This is a genomic window from Rahnella sp. R3(2024) (genome assembly GCF_042920125.1).
Lineage (GTDB): Bacteria > Pseudomonadota > Gammaproteobacteria > Enterobacterales > Enterobacteriaceae > Rahnella > Rahnella rivi.
This window is the reverse complement of the sequence record NZ_JBHGBU010000001.1, coordinates 2,253,891-2,279,093: the sequence shown is the minus strand read 5'-3', so window position 1 is coordinate 2,279,093 and position 25,203 is coordinate 2,253,891. Positions and strand designations below refer to the sequence as shown.

The window sequence follows — 25,203 nt, the reverse complement described above, 5'->3', positions numbered from 1 at the left end:
GGAGATGGTTTTGGACACGGAATTACTGAAAACCTTTTTGGAGGTCAGTAGAACTCGCCACTTTGGTCGGGCGGCGGAATCTCTCTATCTTACGCAATCCGCTGTCAGCTTTCGTATCCGGCAACTGGAAACTCAACTTGGTGCGAATTTATTCACCCGCCATCGAAATAATATCCGCTTAACGCCCGCAGGAGAGCGCCTGCTGCCTTACGCCGAAAATCTGATGTCTACCTGGCAACTGGCGAAAAAAGAGGTGATACGCTCGTTACAGCACACAGAATTGTCGATTGGTGCCACGGCATCGCTCTGGGAAGCGTATCTGACCCCCTGGATGCAGTCTCTCTATGTGCAACGTGACACGTTACGGCTGGAAGCGCGCATCGCGTTACGCCAGTCACTGGTGAAGCAATTGCATGAAAGACAACTGGATTTGCTGATCACTACCGAGCCGCCAAAGATGGATGAACTCTCAAGCCAGTTGCTGGGTAATTTCTCGTTACGACTTTTTTCATCGCAGAAAACGGTCAGAAGCGAGCATTCGCCTTACGTGAAGCTGGAATGGGGTGCAGATTTTCCACAGCAGGAAAAATTGCAGAATAGCGATCAGGAGCCGGTGCTGACAACAACCTCGGCGCATCTGACGCGTCAGTTGCTTGAACAAACCGGTGGTTGTGCTTTCCTGCCTGCACACTGGGCAAAAGAATACCCACAACTTGCAGTGCATGAAGACGTTCCACCGGTGATCCGCCCGCTCTACGCGGTGTGGCTGCAAAACAGCGATCAGCAGGTTTTGATCCGTCAGTTACTCAAAACACAGCTGATCACTCATCTCTGAGCCTGCCGCGATCAGGTTGGCTCAGGGCGCGGGTGGCGTGCTCTTCTGGCGGTCCAGAATGACCCCATGCCCTTCTGCAAGCCGATAAAGACAAACAGCAGGATGCCCATGACGATTTTGGTCCACCAGGAGCTGAGCGTGCCGTCGAAGGTGATGTAAGTTTGTATTAAACCCTGAATCAGCACGCCGAAAAGGCTTCCGAGCACGGTGCCTACACCGCCGCTGAGTAACGTACCGCCAATCACCACCGAGGCGATAGCATCCAGCTCTACGCCGCTGGCAGCCAGTGCGTAGCCCGCAGAGGTGTAGAGTGAGAACACAATGCCGGAAAGAACCGCCAGCGTACTCGACAGCATGTAGATATAAATCGTGGTGCGTCTGACCGGAACGCCCATCAGCGCTGCCGAAACATTACTGCCACCGACCGCATAAACGTTGTTACCAAAGCGGGTACGGTGCGCCAGAATAATCCCCACGAAAACCACCATGAGCATGACCAGCGCCAACAGAGTAAAGCGGCCTCCTCCCGGCATTTTCCACGCGAAATTGGCGAGGAAATCATAGACAGGATGATTGATGGGCAGCGACTCTTCCGACACGATAAAACTCATCCCGCGCACAAAAAACATACCGGCAAGGGTGATGATAAACGCCGGGAGCTTTAAGGTGTCGATAATCCAACCCATCAGCGCGCCAAACATCGCCCCCATCAGCAGGACAATCACAAACGCATAACCCGGCGCGACACCGTATTCACCAATCAGTTTTGCCAGCAACACGCCGGTAAAGGCAATGACAGAGCCCACGGAAAGGTCGATACCACCAGAGAGAATGACGAACGTCATACCGACGGCGACAATCCCAAGAAACGCGTTATCGGTCAGTAAATCAAAGAAGACCCGCGTGGAGGCGAATCCGGGAAATTGCGTGAAGCAATAACCATATCCGGCAAGGAACACCACGATAGTAATCAGCAGGGGCAAATTTCTTTTCAGCATTATCCCTTCCTCCGGAACAGATTACTGAGCGATACCCGTGGCGACTGCACCACCAGGACGGCCAGTACCACCAGCGCTTTCAGCACCAGATTAAATTCAGGCTTAAAACCTGAGAGCAGGATGCCAGTATTCATACCCTGAATGATCAGCGCACCAATGACCGAGAGAAGCAAATTGAAGCGCCCCCCGAGCAACGACCCACCGCCAATGACCACGGCCAAAATTGCGTCCAGCTCCAGCCACAACCCCGCATTATTGGCATCCGCACCGCGAATATCGGCGGTCACAATCACGCCGGCAACCGCCGCGCAGATCCCGCAAATCACATAAGTGGAAATCAGCACCAGACGCGCATTCACACCCGCGTTATAAGCCGAACGGATGTTTATCCCGACCGACTCAATAAACAAACCAAGCGCCGTTTTCCGCGTCAGCGCCCACACCAGGAACAGCATCACGACCACAATGATGACCGGCATCGGCAGGTAAAACAGAGAGCCGCTGCCGAACTGCGATAAGCCATTATGTTCGAAGGTAACGATTTGTCCTTCAGTGATGAGCTGTGCAATACCGCGCCCGGCCACCATCAGCATCAATGTTGCGACAATCGGCTGAATCTGCAGAACGGCAACCAGAAAACCATTCCACAGGCCACACACGGCGCCGACCCCCACAGAAGCCAGCAGCACCATCATCAGCGGATAACCCTGAACCGTCATGGTGGCTGCCGTCGCGCCGGCGATAGCCATGACGGCACCGACGGAGAGATCGATACCACCGGTTGCAATCACCAGCGTCATTCCAAGTGCAAGCAGCGCCACCGGTGCACCACGATTGAAGATATCAACCAGACTGCCGAACAGGCGGCCATCCTGAATGTGGATGGAGAAAAAGCCCGGTGCCACCAGGCTGTCGATCAATAATATTGCGATGAACGCCCCGATTTGAGTGGCGCCCTTAGGAAATACCCATCGAACTTTGCGCGGTGTTCCTGTCATCGGCAGACTCCTGTTACTCATCGCTATCTCCTCACTGAGCCGCAATGGCTTTCATAATGGCTGGCACGGAGATCTCAGCCTGCTCAATTTCGGCGACATGACGACGATCGCGCAGCACCACGATCCGATCGGCATAACCCGCCAGCTCTTCCAGTTCAGAAGAAATCACCAGCAACGCCAGCCCCTCATCGCACAGTTTTTCAATCAGGCGAATGATTTCAGCATGCGCACCCACATCAATACCGCGGGTGGGTTCATCAAGGATAAGAAAGCGGGGATTAGTCGCCAGCCAGCGGGACAGCAACACTTTTTGTTGATTCCCGCCGGAGAGATACTGGATTTCCTGCTCGGTTCCGGGAGTACGAATACCAAGAAGTTTGATGAATTTTTCAGAGATCTGATGCTGTTCTTTCAACGGCAAAGGACGTAACCAACCGCGCTGAGCCTGTAAGGCGAGAATGATGTTTTCTCTCACCGTGGCCGCGCCAATAATACCGTCAGTTTTGCGATCCTCCGGGCAATAACCAAACCCAAGCTTTGCGGCTTTGCGCGGCGTACTGATGGTTTCTGCCCGCCCATTGACCTGCGCTTTACCGCTGTCATGACCTTTTATGCCAAAAATCAGCTGAGCGGTTTCTGTCCGTCCGGATCCAAGTAATCCTGCCAGACCGACAATTTCACCACGACGAACGTGAAGATCAAAATTCTCAACCACACCACGGCGGCCATAATCTTTAAAATCGACCAGCGGTTCGCCAGTGACATTTCTGTGTTCCGTACGTTTAAGCAGGCTTTCATCAAAACTGTGGCCCAGCATCATTGGAACAAGATCGATACGCGGTAAATCCACGGTACGCTCGGAACCCACACGTTTGCCGTTTCGCAACACCGTGATGCGATCGCTGATGCGGTAAACCTGATCAAGAAAATGGGTCACAAAGATCATCCCCACGCCTTTGTCCCGAAGCTGGACGAGAATATCGAGCAGCATGCTGACTTCTTTTGCATCAAGGCTGGCGGTGGGTTCATCAAGGATTAAGACCTGCGCAGAAAGGTCAACGGCGCGGGCAATTGCCACAATTTGCTGAATCGCAATGGAGTAAGTTGAGAGTGGCTGACTGACATCCAGATGCAGCCCGTAACCTTCCAGAAGCGCCCCGGCCTTCTGTTCCATTTTGCGCTGATTCACCAGACCAAAACGGGTAGGTTCGCGCCCGATGAAAAGATTAGCTGCAACGGAGATATTGGGCAGGAGATTCACTTCCTGATAAACCGTACCAATTCCCAGTGATTGGGCATGCGCGGTATTAACAGGCTCGATGGATGTACCATTCAAAAATACCTGTCCGGCAGAGCGTTTATAGACGCCCGTCAGGGCTTTAATCATTGTAGATTTACCGGCACCGTTCTCGCCTAAAAGAGCAACTATTTCACCACGTTCGAGGGTAAAGTCGACATTTTCCAGCGCCTTAACGCCGGGGAATTCTACAGAGAGGCCGCGCACATCGAGCAGCATTGCTGAACCTGGATTATCCGTCACGTCACTACTCCTGCTGCATCCGCCATCGGCGGAAAGGGAATAATTTCTACCGGCCTGCCATCAGACAGACCGGTAAAATCGGCTTAATAACCCATGTCTTTTTTCATGTCGTATTCTTTCTGAGCCATATCCGGCAAGATCAAAGCGGACTGAGTCTGAATAAATTTCTTCGGTTGAGTACCGTCTTTTTTCATGGCGATTAATGCATCGAATGCAGGACCGGCCATGTTAGGTGTCAGCTCGACAGAAGCATTGGCTTCGCCATTCAGCATGGCTTTATAGATATCAGGAACGCCGTCGATCGAGACGATTTTGATCTGCGAACCTGGTTTCAGACCCGCTTCTTTGATGGCCTGAATAGCACCGATTGCCATGTCATCGTTATGTGCATAGACGGCACAAATGTTTTTGCCGTTTTGTTCAGCTTTGATGAAGCTTTCCATGACTTCTTTACCCTTGCTACGGGTAAAGTCACCAGACTGTGAGCGGATGATTTTTACATTTGGTGCCGCTTTAAGCGCATCCGCAAACCCTTTTTTACGGTTTAACGCGACGCTCGCACCGACGGTTCCCTGAAGTTCGACCACGTTACAAGGCTTACCCGCGACATCTTTCACCAGCCAGTCACCGGCAACTTTACCTTCGTAAACGCTGTCAGACGCGACGGCGGCGGTGTACAGAGAAGGATCGCTGACTTCAATAGTTCGGTCCAACAGGAATACGGGGATCTTCGCCTCTTTAGCTTCTGTCAGAACAGGAGCCCAGCCGGTTGCGACTACCGGTGCAATAAAGATGGCATCTACGCCTTGCGCAATAAATGAACGTATTGCTTTAATTTGGTTCTCTTGTTTTTGCTGAGCATCCGCAATTTTCAGTGTGATCCCGCGTTTCTCCGCCTCTGACTTAGACACTTTAGTCTCTGCTGAACGCCAACCAGACTCTGAGCCGATCTGAGAAAAACCCACAACCAGCGGAGCTGCCTGTGCCGCACCGCAAAGTGCTGTTGCTACTGCTGCTGCCACAAATAAGCGTTTGTACATGTTTCTTTCCTCGCGTGTAGTCTGAGCTACTTTTTGTTATGACTCGTTGGGTACGGCCAGAACATGCACCTGATATACGCATTCCCCCGTCACGACAATTACGTCGTAAAAAGGGGGAAAAGAGTCATATCAGGTTCTGGTTGTCGTCATAAGACGATGATTAGGTTTAGTACACAGGGAAAAAGGGAGCATGAGCGGGGTCACATATGGGGATAACAATCATTTAGTGCATGTATTTAGCCAAAATATGACCAGAAATAACCGGGAATAGCGGCGGTATTGCGCTTAAAGTGTGCAAATGTCTGCAATGAAAGGTGTGTGCATTGAGGAGTAATGTGTTTGCGAGGAACAGTCAGGGAATTTTAGATAAAAAAAGCCCCTCGCTTTCGCGAAGGGCTCTGATATGGCAGGGGCGGAGAGACTCGAACTCGCGACACCCGGTTTTGGAGACCGGTGCTCTACCAACTGAGCTACGCCCCTAAATTACGCTTAACATTATGCCTGCTAAAATTAGCAGGCATAATCAAATAAGTGGCGGAACGGACGGGGCTCGAACCCGCGACCCCCTGCGTGACAGGCAGGTATTCTAACCAACTGAACTACCGCTCCACCGGTTCTTTCACACCCATCAGAAATCGTCTGATGCGCGTTTGTTCCTGTTATTTTCCTTGTCAGGGGAAAAGGAACTAATTTGATGCCTGGCAGTTCCCTACTCTCGCATGGGGAGACCCCACACTACCATCGGCGCTACGGCGTTTCACTTCTGAGTTCGGCATGGGGTCAGGTGGGACCACCGCGCTAGTGCCGCCAGGCAAATTCTGTTTCATCCATAACGCGCACCTTAAATCAGGCTTGCACTACGAACCAATCTCGGAACATTCAGCTGAAAATCTACTTCAGAGCCACTCTAAAACACCTTTGGTGTTGTAAGGTTAAGCCTCTCGGGTCATTAGTACTGGTTAGCTCAATGCATCGCTGCACTTACACACCCAGCCTATCAACGTCTTAGTCTTAAACGTCCCTTCAGGTGGCTTAAAGCCACAGGGAAGACTCATCTCGAGGCAAGTTTCGCGCTTAGATGCTTTCAGCGCTTATCTTTTCCGCATTTAGCTACCGGGCAATGCCATTGGCATGACAACCCGAACACCAGTGATGCGTCCACTCCGGTCCTCTCGTACTAGGAGCAGCCCCTCTCAATCTTCCAACGCCCACGGCAGATAGGGACCGAACTGTCTCACGACGTTCTAAACCCAGCTCGCGTACCACTTTAAACGGCGAACAGCCGTACCCTTGGGACCTACTTCAGCCCCAGGATGTGATGAGCCGACATCGAGGTGCCAAACACCGCCGTCGATATGAACTCTTGGGCGGTATCAGCCTGTTATCCCCGGAGTACCTTTTATCCGTTGAGCGATGGCCCTTCCATTCAGAACCACCGGATCACTATGACCTACTTTCGTACCTGCTCGAGCCGTCACTCTCGCAGTCAAGCTAGCTTATGCCATTGCACTAACCTCACGATGTCCGACCGTGATTAGCTAACCTTCGTGCTCCTCCGTTACTCTTTAGGAGGAGACCGCCCCAGTCAAACTACCCACCAGACACTGTCCTCACCCCGGATTACGGGGCCGAGTTAGAACATCAAACATTAAAGGGTGGTATTTCAAGGTTGGCTCCACGCAGACTGGCGTCCACGCTTCAAAGCCTCCCACCTATCCTACACATCAAGGCTCAATGTTCAGTGTCAAGCTATAGTAAAGGTTCACGGGGTCTTTCCGTCTTGCCGCGGGTACACTGCATCTTCACAGCGAGTTCAATTTCACTGAGTCTCGGGTGGAGACAGCCTGGCCATCATTACGCCATTCGTGCAGGTCGGAACTTACCCGACAAGGAATTTCGCTACCTTAGGACCGTTATAGTTACGGCCGCCGTTTACCGGGGCTTCGATCAAGAGCTTCGCATTGCTGCTAACCCCATCAATTAACCTTCCGGCACCGGGCAGGCGTCACACCGTATACGTCCACTTTCGTGTTTGCACAGTGCTGTGTTTTTATTAAACAGTTGCAGCCAGCTGGTATCTGCGACTGGCTTCAGCTCCGGGAGCAAGTCCCTTCACCTACGCGCCAGCGTGCCTTCTCCCGAAGTTACGGCACCATTTTGCCTAGTTCCTTCACCCGAGTTCTCTCAAGCGCCTGAGTATTCTCTACCTGACCACCTGTGTCGGTTTGGGGTACGATTTCGTGTTACCTGGAGCTTAGAGGCTTTTCCTGGAAGCATGGCATCAACTACTTCACCACCGTAGTGGCTCGTTATCACGCCTCAGGGTTAATATGTAACCGGATTTACCAAGTCACACCCCCTACACGCTTGAACCGGGACAACCGTCGCCCGGCTAGCCTAGCCTTCTCCGTCCCCCCTTCGCAGTAACACCAAGTGCTGGAATATTAACCAGCTTCCCATCGACTACGCTTTTCAGCCTCGCCTTAGGGGTCGACTCACCCTGCCCCGATTAACGTTGGACAGGAACCCTTGGTCTTCCGGCGTGCGGGTTTTTCACCCGCATTATCGTTACTTATGTCAGCATTCGCACTTCTGATACCTCCAGCAACCCTCACAGGTCACCTTCGACGGCTTACAGAACGCTCCCCTACCCAACAACGCCTAAGCGTCGCTGCCGCAGCTTCGGTGCATGGTTTAGCCCCGTTACATCTTCCGCGCAGGCCGACTCGACCAGTGAGCTATTACGCTTTCTTTAAATGATGGCTGCTTCTAAGCCAACATCCTGGCTGTCTATGCCTTCCCACATCGTTTCCCACTTAACCATGACTTTGGGACCTTAGCTGGCGGTCTGGGTTGTTTCCCTCTTCACGACGGACGTTAGCACCCGCCGTGTGTCTCCCGTGATAACATTCTTCGGTATTCGTAGTTTGCATCGAGTTGGTAAGCCGGGATGGCCCCCTAGTCGAAACAGTGCTCTACCCCCGAAGATGAGTTCACGAGGCGCTACCTAAATAGCTTTCGGGGAGAACCAGCTATCTCCCGGTTTGATTGGCCTTTCACCCCCAGCCACAAGTCATCCGCTAATTTTTCAACATTAGTCGGTTCGGTCCTCCAGTTAGTGTTACCCAACCTTCAACCTGCCCATGGCTAGATCACCGGGTTTCGGGTCTATACCTTGCAACTTGACGCCCAGTTAAGACTCGGTTTCCCTACGGCTCCCCTATACGGTTAACCTTGCTACAAAATATAAGTCGCTGACCCATTATACAAAAGGTACGCAGTCACCCAACAAAGTAGGCTCCCACTGCTTGTACGTACACGGTTTCAGGTTCTATTTCACTCCCCTCGCCGGGGTTCTTTTCGCCTTTCCCTCACGGTACTGGTTCACTATCGGTCAGTCAGGAGTATTTAGCCTTGGAGGATGGTCCCCCCATATTCAGACAGGATGTCACGTGTCCCGCCCTACTCATCGAACTCACAATGCATGCATTTTTGTGTACGGGACTATCACCCTATACTGTGCGACTTTCCAGACGCTTCCACTAACACATACGCTGATGTTGGTTCTGGGCTCTTCCCCGTTCGCTCGCCGCTACTGGGGGAATCTCGGTTGATTTCTTTTCCTCGGGGTACTTAGATGTTTCAGTTCCCCCGGTTCGCCTTGCATGGCTATGTATTCACCATGCAATAGTGTGTCGAAACACACTGGGTTTCCCCATTCGGGTATCGTCGGTTATAACGGTTCATATCACCTTACCGACGCTTTTCGCAGATTAGCACGCCCTTCATCGCCTCTGACTGCCTAGGCATCCACCGTGTACGCTTAGTCGCTTAACCTCACAACCCGAAGGTGTCTTAAAGACATCGTCGCGCTGCGATTATTTGAGAGACTCTGTTACAGACTAATCCACCACTCAGTACTTCTACGGAGAGTGATGTTCAGCTGTAAACTTTCAATTTTCAGCTTGTTCCAGATTGTTAAAGAGCAAAATACTTCGCAGCATACTGTTACCAATATACTCTGAAGTATTATTTAGGGGCTGTACGGTAATGGTGGAGCTAAGCGGGATCGAACCGCTGACCTCCTGCGTGCAAGGCAGGCGCTCTCCCAGCTGAGCTATAGCCCCATACAGTCACTTACAGATACCTTAATCACTAACACACCAGGAAGATGAGTTAGCCAATTTGTTCTCAGGCAAGGCGGAGTTCATACGACGTTTGCATGTGCAAACGAGTGTGACGACAACGCAGCATGAGGACGAATTGGTAGGCCTGAGTGGACTTGAACCACCGACCTCACCCTTATCAGGGGTGCGCTCTAACCACCTGAGCTACAAGCCTATTAAGGTATTTCTGCTCGTTACTTTCTATCAGACAATCTGTGTGGACACTGCACAATGCGTATCTTTAGGTAAGGAGGTGATCCAACCGCAGGTTCCCCTACGGTTACCTTGTTACGACTTCACCCCAGTCATGAATCACAAAGTGGTAAGCGCCCTCCCGAAGGTTAAGCTACCTACTTCTTTTGCAACCCACTCCCATGGTGTGACGGGCGGTGTGTACAAGGCCCGGGAACGTATTCACCGTAGCATTCTGATCTACGATTACTAGCGATTCCGACTTCATGGAGTCGAGTTGCAGACTCCAATCCGGACTACGACATACTTTATGAGGTCCGCTTGCTCTCGCGAGTTTGCTTCTCTTTGTATATGCCATTGTAGCACGTGTGTAGCCCTACTCGTAAGGGCCATGATGACTTGACGTCATCCCCACCTTCCTCCGGTTTATCACCGGCAGTCTCCTTTGAGTTCCCGACATTACTCGCTGGCAACAAAGGATAAGGGTTGCGCTCGTTGCGGGACTTAACCCAACATTTCACAACACGAGCTGACGACAGCCATGCAGCACCTGTCTCAGAGTTCCCGAAGGCACTAAGCTATCTCTAGCGAATTCTCTGGATGTCAAGAGTAGGTAAGGTTCTTCGCGTTGCATCGAATTAAACCACATGCTCCACCGCTTGTGCGGGCCCCCGTCAATTCATTTGAGTTTTAACCTTGCGGCCGTACTCCCCAGGCGGTCGACTTAACGCGTTAGCTCCGGAAGCCACGCCTCAAGGGCACAACCTCCAAGTCGACATCGTTTACAGCGTGGACTACCAGGGTATCTAATCCTGTTTGCTCCCCACGCTTTCGCACCTGAGCGTCAGTCTTTGTCCAGGGGGCCGCCTTCGCCACCGGTATTCCTCCAGATCTCTACGCATTTCACCGCTACACCTGGAATTCTACCCCCCTCTACAAGACTCTAGCTTGCCAGTTTCAAATGCAGTTCCCAAGTTAAGCTCGGGGATTTCACATCTGACTTAACAAACCGCCTGCGTGCGCTTTACGCCCAGTAATTCCGATTAACGCTTGCACCCTCCGTATTACCGCGGCTGCTGGCACGGAGTTAGCCGGTGCTTCTTCTGCGAGTAACGTCAATGTACAGTGCTATTAACACTGAACCCTTCCTCCTCGCTGAAAGTGCTTTACAACCCTAAGGCCTTCTTCACACACGCGGCATGGCTGCATCAGGCTTGCGCCCATTGTGCAATATTCCCCACTGCTGCCTCCCGTAGGAGTCTGGACCGTGTCTCAGTTCCAGTGTGGCTGGTCATCCTCTCAGACCAGCTAGGGATCGTCGCCTAGGTGAGCCATTACCCCACCTACTAGCTAATCCCATCTGGGCACATCCGATGGCGTGAGGCCCGAAGGTCCCCCACTTTGCTCTTGCGAGGTCATGCGGTATTAGCTACCGTTTCCAGTAGTTATCCCCCTCCATCAGGCAGTTTCCCAGACATTACTCACCCGTCCGCCGCTCGTCACCCAGAGAGCAAGCTCTCCTGTGCTACCGCTCGACTTGCATGTGTTAGGCCTGCCGCCAGCGTTCAATCTGAGCCATGATCAAACTCTTCAATTAAAAGTTCGATTTGCTTAAACAAGTTAAGCGGTGCTCAAAAATTAACTTTCGTAATAATTCAACTAAATGAATTACTGCTTGGTCACTCTTTAAGACTTGATATTTTTTGCCACCGAGGTGGCTGATATCGTCTTGTGAGTGCCCACACAGATTGTCTGATAAATTGTTAAAGAGCATGCCGCGGTTCGCAAGGAATCTTATGCGGCGCGGGAGGCGTATATTACGTTTTCCCGCTGAAGAGTCAAGAGATTATTCATTCGAACTTTCATCTTTTTCTCTTCCTGTCCGAGCGACTTCTCAGTCGTTGTTCCCGGTCAGTGGAGGCGCATTATAGGGAGTTCTCAGAAGGCCGCAACCCCTAAAATACAAATAATTTTCCGACCGCTGATTCTTTCACCAAATGACGTTTAAAGCGGCAATTCCTGGATACTTCTGAAGCCATATGACTGTAAAACAGGCAGTAAACTTCGGGCCTCTATTGTCATCGCCATGCAGTAAGCAACACTCTCAATTTCTACATCGGCTTTTTTCTGCGGAATCGGCACATGTGACGTCTCAATGAGCCAGTGCGCGCGGCGGGCAATGGCAGAACCGGAATCGATCATGCGCGTGCCGTCGGGTAAGACCTGTGCAAGTTCTTCGCTAAGCAACGGGAAATGCGTGCAGCCTAACACCACCGTGTCAGGCGGCTCGCGCAAACGCAGCCACGGATGGAGGATTTTCTTCAACGCCGTCAGGGCAACCTCTTGGCCATGCAGCTTCGCCTCGGCCAGTTCAACCAGCTCCGCCGAACCCAGCATCAGAATCTGACAGTCTGTCGCAAACCGTGCGACCAGATCATGCGTATAAGGGCGTTGTACCGTCGCCCGCGTCGCCAGCAATCCGACAACGCCATTACGCGTCAACTTAGCGGCGGGTTTGATAGCGGGCACAACGCCGACGACCGGGCAGCTGAATTTGGCACGCAATGCAGGCAGGGAGACGGTGCTCGCGGTGTTACAGGCAATGACGATAATAGAGAGGGGATGACGTTTCGCGACCGCGGTGACAATCTCGACCACGCGTTCGACGATGAACTCTTCGGATTTCTCGCCGTAAGGGAAGGCGACGTTATCAAAAGCGTAGATATAGTGCAGGTCCGGCAACATCTGCCGGACCTCGTGATATACCGACAACCCGCCGACGCCGGAATCGAAAACCAGCACCGTCGGGCGATCAGGAACTTGAGTTGTATCAGAAGGTATAGCTTCCAGTGAGATAGTATTCACGTCCTGGTGTTTCGTAGCCATAAACCGTCTCGTAATCTTTATCTAAGAGGTTGGCAATTCTACCACGAACGGTCAGATGTGACGTCACAGGATATGACACCGCCAGATCCCACAGACTCACGCCACCGAGTCTTACATTCTCATTGGTATTAAAGTTAGTGTCGTAGCGTTCACCCAGATACTGATAGTTGATAGACCAGTCAAAATCAGCAACCGTCCAGTCCAGCTGATATTTCGCCTGCTGCTTGGCACGACGCAACAAGATTTCATTCGTCTCAGCATTTCTTGGGTCAAGATATTCAAGCGTCACACTGTGATGCAGAGGGCCGGTGTCGAAATTACCGGTCCATTCGACCCCTTTGATCGTTGCTTTATCAACGTTGTAATAGCCTTGCTGCTGATTGTAGTAACTGATCATCTGATCAATGTCATTACGGTACGCAGACAAACGCCAGCTAAGCGGGCCGGTTAAACCTTCCAGCGCCCCTTCCCACTCTTTACTTTCTTCGGGTTTCAGGTCCGGGTTACCGCCAAAGCTTCCGTAGAGTTGCCCAAAATTCGGTGCTTTGAAAGCGGTGCCATAGGATGCGATGAAACGGTATCCGTCGATGAACTCCCAGGCAGCACTGCTTTGCCAGGTGCCATGCGAGCCAAACTCTGAGTTATCATCATTACGCACTGCCCCTTCGAGAGTGAAGTCGCTCACCTTCTGTTGGGCTGTGACATACACACCGGTATTTCGCTGGGTATAACCATCAGTAATGTAGTTGGTGCCTGGCTGGGTGCTGAGTTTTTGCCAGTCAGCCCCTGCGCTGACGGTGCCCTGCCCCACCTGGAATGTGTTTCCCCACTGCAGGTTGTACTGATCAGAATCATCAAGCGTGGCCGAAGCGGAATACGGGCCGTATTTCGGATCGTAGTTATAATCTTTGGTGTTGCTGTAACTGCCGCTGAGCTCAGTCGCGTAGATACCCTGCTGGAAACGTAACCCGGTGTCGTAGGTGCGGCTGTATAACTGACGCGTATCCGGCAATGCATCAAAATGGGCCGGATCGGCATAGCTGTAGGTGCCGTCATAAGCGGTTCTGTTATCAAAACCATAAGCGCGGGCAAAACCACTGAACTGCTCATTGAACTGGTGCTCAAGCCCGGCCCAAATCGTTTTGCTCATGAAACCATCACGGTCTGGCTGACGCGGGTTGCCATAGTTATCCGGCAAGTTGGCGACCACGTCGGTGCCCCTGGTGTAGGTATAGTTACCCGCCAGTGTCAGAACCGTACTCTCACCCAGTTTCTGCTGAGTTGAGCCGTCATAGGTCTGATAGCCGTTAGATCCCATACCGGCTGTCAATGTCGTCCCTAATTTATCACGCGTGGTAATAATATTGATGACACCGCCGATGGCATCCGAACCGTACACGGCAGAACGCGGCCCGCGTATGAATTCAATACGCTGAACCAGCGAGAGGGGAATTTGACTAATATCAGCCGCGCCAGAAATACCGGCCTGATTAAGACGCACACCGTCGATTAATACCAGGGTGTGGCTGGAGTTGGTACCACGAACGAATAAAGAGGTCTGCTGCCCCATACCGCCGTTTTGCGCGATATCGACACCTGGTAAACGCCGTAATACATCGGCGACGGAAGTTGACTGCCATCTGTCGATATCTTCACGCGTCACCACGTCAGCCGATGCCAGCACTGAAGAGACGGGTTGTGGAAAACGGTTAGCCGTGACGACCAGGTTATCGCTGCTGCTGTTTGTGGAAGTGCTGTCTTGCGCCCACCCTGAAAAAGCCGTGACGGATAATGCCGTCAACAGCACGTGCTTTTTAATTGTCATGAATCGAGCATCCAAACTTAATTGGCGGATGCCGCAGAGGATCACCGGCGTTATTTCGCGACGACGATGATTAATGCGACGTAACATCGGCAGGTCTTCGGACTTAGGATTTGCAGGCTCATTAATTACGTCTAATGAATTGAACATACCCGCACCGGGCGATGACTTCCCATTTCCTCTTCTCTTCTTTATATAAAGAGAGAAAGAAGAAACAGTGTCTGCATCATCAAGAATGCGATCGCCGTGAATTCCCCATACCGCTGCGCGCCAGTTCCGGATTCACACCGGATTCCCTTTTAACTCAGTCATGAGGCCGAACGGCAATCCTACGATCAACCTATTTGGAAATCCAGACATCCGTATCCCCGGAGGACTCAAAACGACACAAGGCTGGACTTTGCAGTGGCATTCCCTAAAATCCCCCGCAAAGTACGCCCATTTACCCCAGTTAGACGAGATAAACGATGACGCCTGAAAACCTGCCCATTGAACAATACGACGACCAGCTGGCGGAAAAGACCGCACGTCTCACGGCGATGATGTCGCCTTTTCATGCGCCGCAGGTTGACGTGTTCCGTTCACCGGTCAGCCATTATCGGATGCGCGCGGAATTTCGCGTCTGGCACGATGAGGGCGACCTGTACCACATTATGTTTGATCAGCAGACCAAAGCCCGCGTGCGCGTGGACCAGTTCCCGGCAGCCAGTGAGCTGATTAACCGCCTGATGCCGGTGCTGATCGCGGCTGTTAAGCAAGATCCGGCATTGCGCCGTAAGATCTTCCAGATCGACTATCTCTCAACCCGCAGCGGCAAAATCATTGCCTCGCTGCTGTACCACCGTAAGCTTGATGACGAATGGCAGCAGGCGGCGACCGCCCTGCGCGACCAGCTACGCGCAGATGGGTTTGATATCCAGCTGATTGGCCGAGCCGCGAAAACCAAAATCATGCTCGATCAGGATTATATCGATGAGGTTCTGCCGGTAGCGGGCCGCGATATGATTTACCGTCAGGTGGAAAACAGCTTCACGCAGCCAAACGCTGAGATGAATATTCAGATGCTGGAATGGGCGCTGAAGGCCACAGAAAACTCGACCGGCGATTTGCTGGAGTTGTATTGCGGTAACGGCAACTTTTCGCTGGCTCTGGCCCGCAACTTCCGCCGCGTGCTGGCGACTGAAATCGCCAAGCCTTCCGTCGCCGCCGCGCAATTCAACATTGCAGCAAACCATATTGATAACGTGCAGATCATTCGCATGGCGGCCGAAGATTTCACACAGGCGCTGAACGGCGTGCGCGAATTCCGCCGTTTGCAGGATGTCGATTTAAGCGGATACGAATGCAACACCATTTTTGTCGATCCACCACGCAGCGGGCTGGATGATGAAACCGTGAAGATGGTGGCGGGCTACGACCGTATTCTTTACATCTCCTGCAATCCGGAAACGCTGTGCGCGAATCTGGAAACGCTGAGCAAAACGCACCGCGTGACGCGTCTCGCACTGTTTGATCAGTTCCCGTACACCCACCATATGGAATCCGGCGTACTGCTGGAAAAAATCTGATCACGGGAAACTGAAATGCAAAACGGGCACCTCGGCGTGCCCGTTTTTATTTCTGTCGTTCTAAGACCGTCAGTATTACAAATAAACGCGCAGATATTCTGACAGGCAAAGGATCGCCATCGCCTGCCCGTAAGGCATTGAGGTCAGAGCAATTTCACGGTAGAAATCGAGATCATTGCCCATCGCCGTGCCGAATGAGGTTTGCGTCAGTTCCCCGGCCGGATTGATGTGTTTGATCACCCCCTGAATGGCTTTCTCCGCCACCGGCGCATAAGACGCATCGATATAACGTTTACGCACCGCCTTCAAAATACCGTACGCAAAACCGGCAGTGGCCGAACTCTCCAGATAGGACTGCGGATCGTCGAGCAGCGTATGCCATAAGCCGCTGTCGTCCTGACATTTCGCCAGCGCGCTGACCTGGCTTTCCAGCACCTGTAACAAATAGCGGCGTGTTGCATTGTTCTCCGGTAAATCCACCAGTTCGAGGAATTCCGGAATGGCAATCGTCAGCCAGCTGTTGCCGCGCGCCCAGCGGGCCTGCGCAAAGTTATGATGACCGTCGAAGGTCCAGCCGTGGAACCACAGGCCGGTTTCACGATCCATCAGATATTGCACGTGAACCAAAAACTGATACGTCGCCTCTTCAACATACTCGGGACGGTCGAGCAATTTGCCGATTTTTGCCAGCGGCAGCACGCTCATCATCAGCGTGTCATCCCACATCTGCTGATGGTTTTCGTTGTTATAAACGATGTGCTGCATTGCGCCTTTGTCAGTGCGCGGCATTTCATGCATCACCCATTCCGCCCAGCGTTCCAGATAAGGGCGCCAGGCTTCATTGCCGGTTTCCTCATAGCGATACGCCAGCGTCAGGAACGGACTCATGGTATTGACGTTTTTGGTCGGCGTGCCTTCTGCCAGACGGGCCGTAAACCAGTCGTCGATTACCGCGCGCATTTTTTCGTCGCCGGTCTGCTGATAATACTGATAAATCCCGTAAAGCCCGATGCCGTGCGTCCATTCCCAGCCTGCCCAGCCTTTGGTGTCAATCACGCGGCCATCGTCGAGGCGCAACAGGAATTCCCCGGTTTTATCTTCGATATTCACCAGATTGTTGGTCACGTTGTGGATCAGCGCTTTCAGTTCATTACGTGAAATGAAATGTTCAGGCTGTCGCAGCAAGGCACTGTGTTTAACTTCAAAAACTTTCATGGCGTTCTCCTGTGAATTCAAAATTTTACAAACGTCCCTGAACCGGCATTTCAGCGGTATTTTCACGGGTCAGTTTTTCAGGTGGCGGGTTATTGCGATGCAGATAACCGATATTGTTATTGCCCCACAGAGATTCGTATTTCATCCCTGTCAGCATTTCGACGGTGGCACGGTCTTGCGGTGTGATTTGCTCCGGCACGATGCGGTTGGCTTCACGCATCTTGTGCGTTTCGCGGGTCAGTACGCCGTGCGTTTTCTGATTCAGGCGGAAGAACAATGAAATGATAAAGCCCATGCTGAGCATCAGCAGTGAACCGATCACCAGCACACCCAGAATGGTGTGGCCGACAGCAGGTACCTGCTGGCTCTGTCCGGAAACAAACCCGGCCAGTTGCAGAATTATCCCTACCAGCATAACGGCGCCGGCCTGAGAGGCTTTGCGGGTCAGCGTCATGACGCCAGCGAAAATCCCTTCGCGGCGCTGGCCGGTGATGGTTTCATCCACGTCAGCAATATAGGTGTAGATATTCCACGGCACATAGTTGATACCGCCACGCCCCAGACCGGCCAGTGCGGAAATCAGCAACAACAGTGACATCGAATCATTCATACCGGCGTAGTACAGACCGCCGTAAGAAATTGCGGCCAGCCCGAACAGCGTCACAGCCAGACGATAAGATGGCGCAGGTCCGAAGCGGATACACAACGGGATCATCCCGATAACCGCCACAAATTGCAGAATCGCCATCATGCCCATCAGGTTTGAGGCCACGGAGGCGCTTTGCATCAGAACGAACACCACGTAATAAGTGAACACGGCGTTAAACACGTCCTGCGCGATGTAACCCCCAAGATAAAGCCCGAGATGCTGGCGGAAAATCTTGATGCGCAGCGTCGAAGACAATTCGACTTTCAGGCGTTTCAGGCTTTGTCCCAGCGTCAGTTGCTGACGTTCGCGCTCGATTTTTTTCGTTGCTTCGGATTTAAGCTCTTCCGGGCGTTCCCAGGTAAAGAAATACACCAGCGTCAGCACCAGTGAACAAATCACCGCGAAGACCAGACTCGAATAGAAGAAAGAGATGGCGTTATCTTTGCCGAAATGCTGCAACAAAATACCCGGCAGGAAGGCGGCGAGGATGGCCGACAACTGTGCCAGCGCGATACGCGCCCCTGAGAATTTGGTTTTCTGTTTGAAATCATCGGTCATTTCCGGCACCAGTGTTTCATACGGCACCAGAATCATGGTGTAGACGATATCGAACAGCAGATAAGTCAGCAGATAATAGACGTATCCCATTTCGCCCACCCACATAAAGCTGTAGCTGAAGACGCAGGGAATACCGAGAAGAATAAAGAACTTACGACGCCCAAAACGCTTGCCGAGCCAGGTGTTGCCGAAGTTATCCGTGAGATAACCCATCAGCGGACTGAGCACCGCATCGGCCACGCGCGCAGTGGCGAAAATGAAAGTCGCCTGGATGGGCGAAAGCCCGCAAAACGTGGTGTAGAAATACAGCAGCCAGGCTGCGGTCAGTGCAGTGGTACCCGCACCGAGAAAATCGCCGGAACCATAAGCGATGTAGGTAAAGAATCCGATCTTACGTGTTTTCATTGCCGTCTTGCCCCTGTTAAATCACTTTTAGGCCTAGGCTGAATGCGAACGAAACGACTTCGTCCGGCCATGATTCAAATTAGCGAGGAGACAGTGTGAAAACCTTTTGGTTTTTGCCACCCGGATGCACTTTATGGCAAAGAAATGAAGAAGTGGGCGATCTACATCTAAATATTGAACATGGGTTTGATATTAATGAAATGACAGTTCATTAAATGAGCCTGGAATTGTCAGGCGGGAAAGGGAATGACGCGAGGTGAAAGATAAAAAGGCAATCCGTGGATTGCCTTAAAAGACGGTGAAACTGTGGCGGTGTTTACGTCGATGACTTGCGCTTTTTCAGCTTCAGCCCAATCCAGAATACCAGTACAACGCAGATCAGCGACGGCAGAAAGTTTGAACCCAATTCAGGGTATTCCGCACGAACGATTGTGCTGTACAGCAGCAGGCCAAGCAGAAAACAGGCCGCGGACAGTACCGGCAACCCTTTCGGCATTTCACCTTTGTGATAGCGAACGTGCAAACAGTACACCGCTAACACCAGAGCAATAATCGGGAAAATCGAAAACGCGACGACGGCGCTAAACAATGCATCAAACGTGCCGCTGATCGACAGCCCGGCAATCAATGCTAAAACCAGAGTGCCATTATCCTGGTTAGCTTGTTCGGTCATCTTCTTTACCTCGGGTCTTATTAATCGACGTGACCGCCGTGCGTTCCTGCTGACGGCGATACCAGTAATATGCGCCTTTGGAAATCATTCGCAGTTGCAGCACCAGACGTTCTTCAAGCTGGCGGCGCTGTGCGAGGTCGACATCCAGCGCTTCCGCGCCGGCGTTAAACACGATGATGACCATGGCTTCAGCCTGCGCTTCGGTAAAACTGCGCGGCATATGGTTTTCGAGTTGAAGATAGTCGGCAAGTTCCGCAATGAAATGCTGAATTTCACGGGCGACGGCGGCACGAAACGCCGACGACGTCCCGGAACGTTCACGCAGTAACAGACGGAAGGCGTTCGGGTTGTTGCCGATAAACTCCATAAACGTGGAGACAGAGGTGCGGATCACGCTGCCGCCCTTGGCGATACGCTGACGCGCCTGACGCATCAGCTGACGTAGCATCAGACCGCTCTCATCGACCATCGTGAGCCCCAGCTCATCCACATCCCGGAAGTGCCGGTAAAAGGACGTCGGTGCAATGCCTGCTTCACGCGACACCTCGCGTAAACTCAGACTGGCAAAGCTACGCTCGGCGCTGAGCTGGCTAAAAGCCGCCTCAATCAGCGTGCGACGCGTACGCTCTTTTTGTTGTGCTCTGACTCCCATAACCTTCATCCGGATAGTGTTCTTCTTTTTAGTTGTTCGCCCGATTTCGTTTCACTATACCAAAATTTTTATCGGTCCGAGTCATAGAAACCACAGCATAAAGTGGGTCTGAATGTTGCAACATTCCCATTAAATGACAACCGCATGTGGGGTGAATAGGTGTAATATGTTACTTTCTCGTTGTGATTTTGTATAAAAATAGGTTTCGAACAATGCAACAGCACTCACATTTTGATGCCATCATCATTGGCTCAGGCCCTGGCGGAGAAGGCGCCGCGATGGGACTGGTTAAACAAGGCGCCAGAGTTGCTGTCATCGAACGCTATAACAACGTCGGTGGCGGTTGTACACACTGGGGCACCATCCCTTCCAAAGCACTGCGTCACGCCGTTAGCAGAATCATCGAATTTAACCAAAATCCGCTCTACAGCGATAATTCCCGCACCATGAGCTCCAGTTTCCCGGATATCTTGCGCCATGCGGATTCTGTCATTAACCAGCAAACCCGTATGCGCCAGGGTTTCTATGAAAGAAACCAGTGCCAGCTGTTTTCCGGCGACGCCAGTTTTGTCGATGCCAATACCATCAGCATCCGCTACGCCGACGGCACGCATGAACAGATTACCGCTGACAACATCGTCATCGCCTGTGGCTCGCGCCCTTACCGCCCGGCCAACGTCGATTTTGGTCATCCTCGCATTTATGACAGCGATTTAATCCTCGAACTCAGCCACGAGCCCCGCCACGTCATTATCTACGGTGCGGGTGTTATCGGCTGCGAATATGCGTCGATCTTCCGCGGTCTGAACGTCAAAGTGGATCTGATCAACACCCGTGATCGCCTGCTGTCATTCCTCGATCAGGAAATGTCAGACGCGCTTTCTTATCACTTCTGGAATAACGGCGTCGTTATCCGCCATAACGAAGAGTTCGAGAAGATTGAAGGCGTGGAAGATGGTGTGATCATGCACCTGAAATCCGGTAAGAAAGTGAAAGCCGACGCCCTGCTTTACGCTAACGGACGCACCGGCAACACCGACAAGCTCGGTCTGGAAAACATTGGTCTGGAAGCTGACAGTCGTGGTCTGCTGAAAGTGAACAGCATGTATCAGACCGCACTGTCGCATATTTATGCCGTCGGTGATGTGATTGGTTACCCAAGTCTGGCCTCCGCGGCTTACGATCAGGGGCGCATTGCCGCACAGGCGATGATCCAGGGCGAAGCCAAAGTACATCTGATCGAAAACATTCCGACCGGCATTTACACCATTCCGGAGATCAGTTCGGTGGGTAAAACCGAGCAGGAACTGACGTCGATGAAAGTGCCGTACGAAGTAGGCCGTGCACAGTTCAAACATCTGGCCCGTGCACAAATCGCCGGGATGAACGTGGGCAGCCTGAAATTACTGTTCCACCGTGAAACCAAGGAAATCCTTGGTATTCACTGTTTCGGTGAGCGTGCGGCTGAAATCATCCACATCGGACAGGCCATCATGGAACAGAAAGGCGAAGGTAATACTATCGAGTATTTCGTGAATACCACCTTCAACTATCCGACCATGGCAGAAGCCTATCGCGTGGCAGCACTTAACGGATTAAACCGCCTTTTTTAACGCGGCGGCGCTATCCCAGTAAGCCTGCATGTGTTCTTTAATGGCTTCGGCCAGCTGTTCGTAACGCCCGCGCAGTGGCGAACCGGGACGATAAACCAGCGCAATCGTACGGCGCGGTTCCGGTTTGTCACACGTCAGATAAGTCACCCCATCACGGCTGCGCTCACGCGGTACGGCCAGTGAAGGCAGCAGCGTAATCCCGCTTCCTGCCGCCACCATGTTTCGCAGAGTTTCCAGACTGGTGGCGCGGAAGTGGGTATCTTCATCGGCACCCGCCTGGAAGCAGAATCCGAGTGCCTGATCACGCAGACAGTGGCCGTCTTCCAGCATCAGCAACTTTTCACCCGCCAGATCGGCCATCGCCACGCGATCGCGGGATGCCCACGGATGATCGTCGTAGATCGCCAGCTTCATCGGCTCGTCAAACAGCGGCACTTCGATAAACGCTTCGCTCTCTTTTACCAGCGCCAGAATGGCACAGTCGAGCTTCCCGCTGTCGAGTTGCGCCAGCAACTGATGGGTTTGCGCTTCGTGCAGGTACATCTCCAGCTTTGGAAAGGTTTTGTGCAGGGTAGGGATAATTTGCGGCAGCAGATACGGCCCGACAGTCGGGATAAGACCGATGTGCATCGGCCCTGACATCGCTTCCCCCTGCTGACTCGCCATCTCTTTGAGCACTTTTACTTCACGTAAGACCGTGCGGGCCTGATCGACAAGTAATAAACCGGCCTGAGTGAACAGCACTTTACGGCTGGTTCTTTCCAGCAACATGACGCCAAGCTCATCTTCCAGCTTACGGATTTGCCCGCTCAGCGTAGGCTGGCTGACGTGGCAGGAATCTGCGGCGCGGCGGAAGTGGCGGAACTCAGCCAGTGCTACCAGATACTCTAAATCACGAATGTTCATTTTTCCCCCAATCCCTCATAGGCAATGCGATAGCCGTTAACGATAGATAAGATAGCAACCAACGATTATATCTATCAACCACAATCGTTAATAATGCCCCCCATCGAAACGGCACCGCCGTAAAAATTATCCATTTCATAGATTAATTAAGAGGTTATTCATGTTTGCAAGCCAGGAAGGGAAGCAGGTTCCACACGTTACTTTTCATACCCGTCAGGGCGACAAATGGGTAGATCTCACCACTGACGAGCTGTTTAAAAATAAAACAGTGATTCTCTTTTCACTGCCGGGTGCCTTTACCCCGACCTGTTCTTCCAGCCATCTGCCACGTTACAACGAACTGGCTCCGGTGTTCAAAAGCCACGGCGTAGACAGCATTCTGTGCGTTTCCGTGAATGACACCTTTGTGATGAACGCGTGGAAAGCGGAACAAAGCGCCGCCAACATTACCTTCATTCCGGACGGTAACGGTGAATTCACCAAAGGAATGAACATGCTGGTCGAGAAAGCCGATTTAGGTTTCGGTCCGCGTTCATGGCGTTATTCCATGCTGGTTCGTAACGGCGTGGTCGAGAAAATGTTCGTTGAGCCAAACAAACCGGGCGACCCGTTTGAAGTGTCTGATGCTGACACCATGCTGAAATACCTGGCACCAGAATATAAAGTGCTGGAATCCGTCTCCGTGTTCACTAAACCGGGCTGTCCATTCTGTGCCAAAGCCAAACAGATGTTGCAGGAACGCGGTATTCAGTACGAAGAAATTGTATTAGGTAAAGACGCCACTACCGTCAGCCTGCGCGCCGTAACCGGCCGTGCGACCGTGCCGCAAGTCTTTATCGGTGGACGCCACATCGGGGGAAGTGACGACCTGGAGGTTTACCTCCATTCAGAAACGGAAGAAGTGTGTGCCGTGGCACAATAATCTTCGACAGCCATTGATTGTAAGAAGTAAGGCAAGAAATCCCTGCATTACCAACAATAAGCAAGTATGACTACGTGAACTTTCGGCGGACCCTGGGTCCGCCTTTTTTTATTGCATCTTCCCTTCAGAAGGGAAGATGCTCAGGTTTACAAGCCTAAACGCGCTTTCGCATCAGCAATCGCCAGCGCGACCTGCTGCGGAGAAACACCGCCTTTGGCGGCACGTTTGTCGAGGCAGGATTGCAGTTCGAGAATGGCGTAAACGTCATCGCCGATCGTGCTGCTGAATTTCTGCAAATCTGCCAGCGGCAATTCTTCCAGCGCTTTGCCCTGATGAATCGCTTCGACGACCGCTTCACCCACAATATGGTGCGCCTCGCGGAACGGAACGCCTTTGGCGACCAGATAATCCGCCAGTTCGGTTGAGTTGGCATAGCCTTGCTGCGCAGCTTCTTTGGCACGCGGGCGTTTCACCTGAATACCGTCCAGCACCAGCGATGCCATGTTCAGGCAATCCATCCAGGTGTCGAGCGCGTCGAACAGCCCCTCTTTATCTTCCTGCATGTCTTTGTTGTACGCCAGCGGCAGACCTTTCATGGTCATCATCATACCGGTCAGCGCGCCCTGCACGCGGCCACATTTGCCACGGATCAGTTCCAGCGCATCCGGGTTTTTCTTCTGCGGCATCAGGGAGGAACCCGACGTCACGCGGTCGGACAAATCGATAAATGCCGCTTCACCGGTGTTGAAGAAGATCAGGTCTTCGGCGAAACGGGAAAGGTGCACCATGCTGATGGCCGCGTTAGAAAGCAGTTCCAGCACGTGGTCGCGGTCAGACACGCTGTCGAGGCTGTTACGGGTTGCTGATGCAAAACCTAACCAGCCAGCCAGTTGTTCGCGATCCATCGGATAGGCGGTACCGGCCAGTGCGCCACAACCCAGCGGGCTGACGTCCAGACGGGTCAGGGTATCTTTCAGGCGGCTTTCATCACGCGCCAGCATTTCCACGTACGCCATGCACCAGTGCGCAAAGGTCACCGGCTGGGCGCGTTGCAGGTGGGTATAACCCGGCATCACGGCGTCCTGATTGGCTTCTGCCGTGGCGACCAGCGCCTGCTGTAAATGATGCAGCGCCTCGCCCAGTTCAACCACCTGCGCTTTGCACCACAGTTTGATGTCGGTCGCGACCTGATCGTTACGGCTGCGGCCGGTATGCAATTTTTTGCCAAGATTACCGACTTTGTCGATCAGTTTCCCTTCGACCCAGCTGTGAATGTCTTCGGCATCGCTGGCTAAAATAGCGCGGGGATTGGCACGGACTTCTTCCAGCAGCACGGTCAGCGCGTCTTCCAGCTGGATCTGCTCGTCAGCCGTTAAAACGTTGACGGTCACCAGCGCTTTGGACCAGGCCACTGAGCCCACGATATCCTGCTCTGCCAGCCGGTAGTCAAAACGCAGTGAGTCATTCAGTTCTTTAAACCGTTGATCCGCTGCCTGTGTAAAACGTCCGCCCCAAAGTGCCATTTTCCTGCTCCTGAAATGTTATGCAAAAGGGCGCAGCATGCT

At 52.4% G+C, this 25,203-nt stretch carries 16 protein-coding genes, 4 tRNA genes, 3 rRNA genes and 1 riboswitch; of the genes, 4 read left to right on the top strand and 19 right to left on the bottom strand.

The window, feature by feature from the left end; all coding sequences use genetic code 11:
• Positions 1 to 10 precede the first annotated feature (10 nt).
• Positions 11 to 835 (top strand): HTH-type transcriptional regulator HdfR, encoded by an 825-nt coding sequence (gene hdfR / locus ABSH60_RS10345; RefSeq protein ID WP_390973829.1) that lies wholly within the window; start codon positions 11 to 13, stop codon positions 833 to 835.
• An 11-nt stretch (positions 836 to 846) separates the two neighbouring features.
• On the opposite strand, the gene yjfF is transcribed toward hdfR, so the two are convergent.
• From yjfF to btuB, 13 genes are all read right to left on the bottom strand, one after another.
• Positions 847 to 1,833, bottom strand: coding sequence for a galactofuranose ABC transporter, permease protein YjfF (gene yjfF, locus ABSH60_RS10340; RefSeq protein WP_056772370.1), 987 nt, complete (start codon positions 1,831 to 1,833; stop codon positions 847 to 849).
• The gene (gene ytfT, locus ABSH60_RS10335; protein WP_122096498.1) at positions 1,833 to 2,852 is read right to left on the bottom strand and encodes a galactofuranose ABC transporter, ATP-binding protein YtfT; all 1,020 of its coding nucleotides are present in this window, start codon (positions 2,850 to 2,852) and stop codon (positions 1,833 to 1,835) included. Before ytfT ends, yjfF begins: the two co-directional genes overlap by 1 nt.
• Before the next feature lie 10 nt (positions 2,853 to 2,862).
• Entirely contained in the window at positions 2,863 to 4,347 is a 1,485-nt protein-coding gene (gene ytfR, locus ABSH60_RS10330; protein ID WP_390975728.1) for a galactofuranose ABC transporter, ATP-binding protein YtfR, read from the bottom strand.
• 107 nt (positions 4,348 to 4,454) lie between these two features.
• Entirely contained in the window at positions 4,455 to 5,411 is a 957-nt protein-coding gene (gene ytfQ, locus ABSH60_RS10325; protein ID WP_056772381.1) for a galactofuranose ABC transporter, galactofuranose-binding protein YtfQ, read from the bottom strand.
• A 404-nt stretch (positions 5,412 to 5,815) separates the two neighbouring features.
• Positions 5,816 to 5,891, bottom strand: a tRNA-Trp gene (locus ABSH60_RS10320).
• 52 nt (positions 5,892 to 5,943) lie between these two features.
• Positions 5,944 to 6,020 (bottom strand) — tRNA-Asp (locus ABSH60_RS10315).
• A gap of 87 nt (positions 6,021 to 6,107) precedes the next feature.
• A 5S ribosomal RNA gene (gene rrf, locus ABSH60_RS10310) occupies positions 6,108 to 6,223 on the bottom strand.
• Positions 6,224 to 6,339: 116 nt separating this feature from the next.
• A 23S ribosomal RNA gene (locus ABSH60_RS10305) occupies positions 6,340 to 9,248 on the bottom strand.
• 214 nt (positions 9,249 to 9,462) lie between these two features.
• Positions 9,463 to 9,538: transfer RNA gene (locus ABSH60_RS10300), tRNA-Ala, on the bottom strand.
• A gap of 137 nt (positions 9,539 to 9,675) precedes the next feature.
• Positions 9,676 to 9,752 (bottom strand) — tRNA-Ile (locus tag ABSH60_RS10295).
• 71 nt (positions 9,753 to 9,823) lie between these two features.
• Positions 9,824 to 11,366 (bottom strand): 16S ribosomal RNA (locus tag ABSH60_RS10290).
• The 16S, 23S and 5S rRNA genes sit together here with 4 tRNA genes alongside, the layout of an rRNA operon.
• 407 nt (positions 11,367 to 11,773) lie before the next feature.
• A complete protein-coding gene (gene murI, locus ABSH60_RS10285) occupies positions 11,774 to 12,655 on the bottom strand; it encodes a glutamate racemase (RefSeq protein WP_056774671.1) in 882 nt (293 codons plus the stop codon).
• A complete protein-coding gene (gene btuB, locus ABSH60_RS10280; RefSeq protein ID WP_056774685.1) occupies positions 12,600 to 14,480 on the bottom strand; it encodes a TonB-dependent vitamin B12 receptor BtuB in 1,881 nt (626 codons plus the stop codon). Before btuB ends, murI begins: the two co-directional genes overlap by 56 nt.
• Positions 14,481 to 14,550: 70 nt before the next feature.
• Positions 14,551 to 14,813: riboswitch (cobalamin riboswitch) on the bottom strand.
• Between the two features lie 131 nt (positions 14,814 to 14,944).
• On the opposite strand from btuB, the gene trmA reads away from it, so the two are divergent.
• The gene (gene trmA / locus ABSH60_RS10275) at positions 14,945 to 16,045 is read left to right on the top strand and encodes a tRNA (uridine(54)-C5)-methyltransferase TrmA (protein WP_217203025.1); all 1,101 of its coding nucleotides are present in this window, start codon (positions 14,945 to 14,947) and stop codon (positions 16,043 to 16,045) included.
• A gap of 75 nt (positions 16,046 to 16,120) precedes the next feature.
• Here trmA and ABSH60_RS10270 read toward each other — a convergent pair whose 3' ends face one another.
• From ABSH60_RS10270 to fabR, 4 genes are all read right to left on the bottom strand, one after another.
• Positions 16,121 to 17,260 (bottom strand): glycoside hydrolase family 105 protein, encoded by a 1,140-nt coding sequence (locus tag ABSH60_RS10270; protein WP_056774662.1) that lies wholly within the window; start codon positions 17,258 to 17,260, stop codon positions 16,121 to 16,123.
• A gap of 25 nt (positions 17,261 to 17,285) precedes the next feature.
• The gene (locus ABSH60_RS10265; RefSeq protein WP_056774658.1) at positions 17,286 to 18,872 is read right to left on the bottom strand and encodes an MFS transporter; all 1,587 of its coding nucleotides are present in this window, start codon (positions 18,870 to 18,872) and stop codon (positions 17,286 to 17,288) included.
• Between the two features lie 316 nt (positions 18,873 to 19,188).
• Positions 19,189 to 19,545 carry a YijD family membrane protein gene (locus ABSH60_RS10260; protein ID WP_056774653.1) on the bottom strand — a complete coding sequence of 119 codons (357 nt, stop codon included), beginning with the start codon at positions 19,543 to 19,545 and terminating at the stop codon, positions 19,189 to 19,191.
• Entirely contained in the window at positions 19,529 to 20,197 is a 669-nt protein-coding gene (fabR, locus tag ABSH60_RS10255; protein WP_056774650.1) for an HTH-type transcriptional repressor FabR, read from the bottom strand. The genes ABSH60_RS10260 and fabR overlap by 17 nt, the downstream gene beginning before the upstream one ends.
• 212 nt (positions 20,198 to 20,409) lie before the next feature.
• Here fabR and sthA point away from each other — a divergent pair, with 212 nt between their 5' ends.
• Positions 20,410 to 21,810: a Si-specific NAD(P)(+) transhydrogenase gene (gene sthA / locus ABSH60_RS10250; protein WP_056774645.1), complete on the top strand. Its 1,401-nt coding sequence runs from the start codon at positions 20,410 to 20,412 to the stop codon at positions 21,808 to 21,810.
• On the opposite strand, the gene oxyR is transcribed toward sthA, so the two are convergent.
• On the bottom strand, positions 21,793 to 22,716 hold the full coding sequence (gene oxyR / locus ABSH60_RS10245; RefSeq protein WP_056774641.1) for a DNA-binding transcriptional regulator OxyR: 924 nt from the start codon (positions 22,714 to 22,716) through the stop codon (positions 21,793 to 21,795). The two genes, sthA and oxyR, sit on opposite strands and share 18 nt — an antisense overlap.
• A gap of 160 nt (positions 22,717 to 22,876) precedes the next feature.
• Here oxyR and ABSH60_RS10240 point away from each other — a divergent pair, with 160 nt between their 5' ends.
• Entirely contained in the window at positions 22,877 to 23,638 is a 762-nt protein-coding gene (locus ABSH60_RS10240) for a redoxin family protein (protein ID WP_390973824.1), read from the top strand.
• Positions 23,639 to 23,784: 146 nt separating this feature from the next.
• Here ABSH60_RS10240 and argH read toward each other — a convergent pair whose 3' ends face one another.
• The gene (argH, locus tag ABSH60_RS10235) at positions 23,785 to 25,161 is read right to left on the bottom strand and encodes an argininosuccinate lyase (RefSeq protein ID WP_056774633.1); all 1,377 of its coding nucleotides are present in this window, start codon (positions 25,159 to 25,161) and stop codon (positions 23,785 to 23,787) included.
• Between the last annotated feature and the right edge of the window lie 42 nt (positions 25,162 to 25,203).

What these genes read in the sequence shown, in the direction of transcription:
- ytfR (WP_390975728.1), bottom strand. Translation starts at nt 4,347, where the DNA reads ATGCTGCTCGATGTGCGCGGCCTCTCTGTAGAATTCCCCGGCGTTAAG.
- trmA (WP_217203025.1), top strand. Translation starts at nt 14,945, where the DNA reads ATGACGCCTGAAAACCTGCCCATTGAACAATACGACGACCAGCTGGCG.
- ABSH60_RS10260 (WP_056774653.1), bottom strand. Translation starts at nt 19,545, where the DNA reads ATGACCGAACAAGCTAACCAGGATAATGGCACTCTGGTTTTAGCATTG.
- fabR (WP_056774650.1), bottom strand. Translation starts at nt 20,197, where the DNA reads ATGGGAGTCAGAGCACAACAAAAAGAGCGTACGCGTCGCACGCTGATT.
- ABSH60_RS10240 (WP_390973824.1), top strand. Translation starts at nt 22,877, where the DNA reads ATGTTTGCAAGCCAGGAAGGGAAGCAGGTTCCACACGTTACTTTTCAT.
- yjfF (WP_056772370.1), bottom strand. Translation starts at nt 1,833, where the DNA reads ATGCTGAAAAGAAATTTGCCCCTGCTGATTACTATCGTGGTGTTCCTT.
- ytfQ (WP_056772381.1), bottom strand. Translation starts at nt 5,411, where the DNA reads ATGTACAAACGCTTATTTGTGGCAGCAGCAGTAGCAACAGCACTTTGC.
- murI (WP_056774671.1), bottom strand. Translation starts at nt 12,655, where the DNA reads ATGGCTACGAAACACCAGGACGTGAATACTATCTCACTGGAAGCTATA.
- sthA (WP_056774645.1), top strand. Translation starts at nt 20,410, where the DNA reads ATGCAACAGCACTCACATTTTGATGCCATCATCATTGGCTCAGGCCCT.
- ABSH60_RS10265 (WP_056774658.1), bottom strand. Translation starts at nt 18,872, where the DNA reads ATGAAAACACGTAAGATCGGATTCTTTACCTACATCGCTTATGGTTCC.
- ABSH60_RS10270 (WP_056774662.1), bottom strand. Translation starts at nt 17,260, where the DNA reads ATGAAAGTTTTTGAAGTTAAACACAGTGCCTTGCTGCGACAGCCTGAA.
- btuB (WP_056774685.1), bottom strand. Translation starts at nt 14,480, where the DNA reads ATGACAATTAAAAAGCACGTGCTGTTGACGGCATTATCCGTCACGGCT.
- argH (WP_056774633.1), bottom strand. Translation starts at nt 25,161, where the DNA reads ATGGCACTTTGGGGCGGACGTTTTACACAGGCAGCGGATCAACGGTTT.
- oxyR (WP_056774641.1), bottom strand. Translation starts at nt 22,716, where the DNA reads ATGAACATTCGTGATTTAGAGTATCTGGTAGCACTGGCTGAGTTCCGC.
- ytfT (WP_122096498.1), bottom strand. Translation starts at nt 2,852, where the DNA reads ATGAGTAACAGGAGTCTGCCGATGACAGGAACACCGCGCAAAGTTCGA.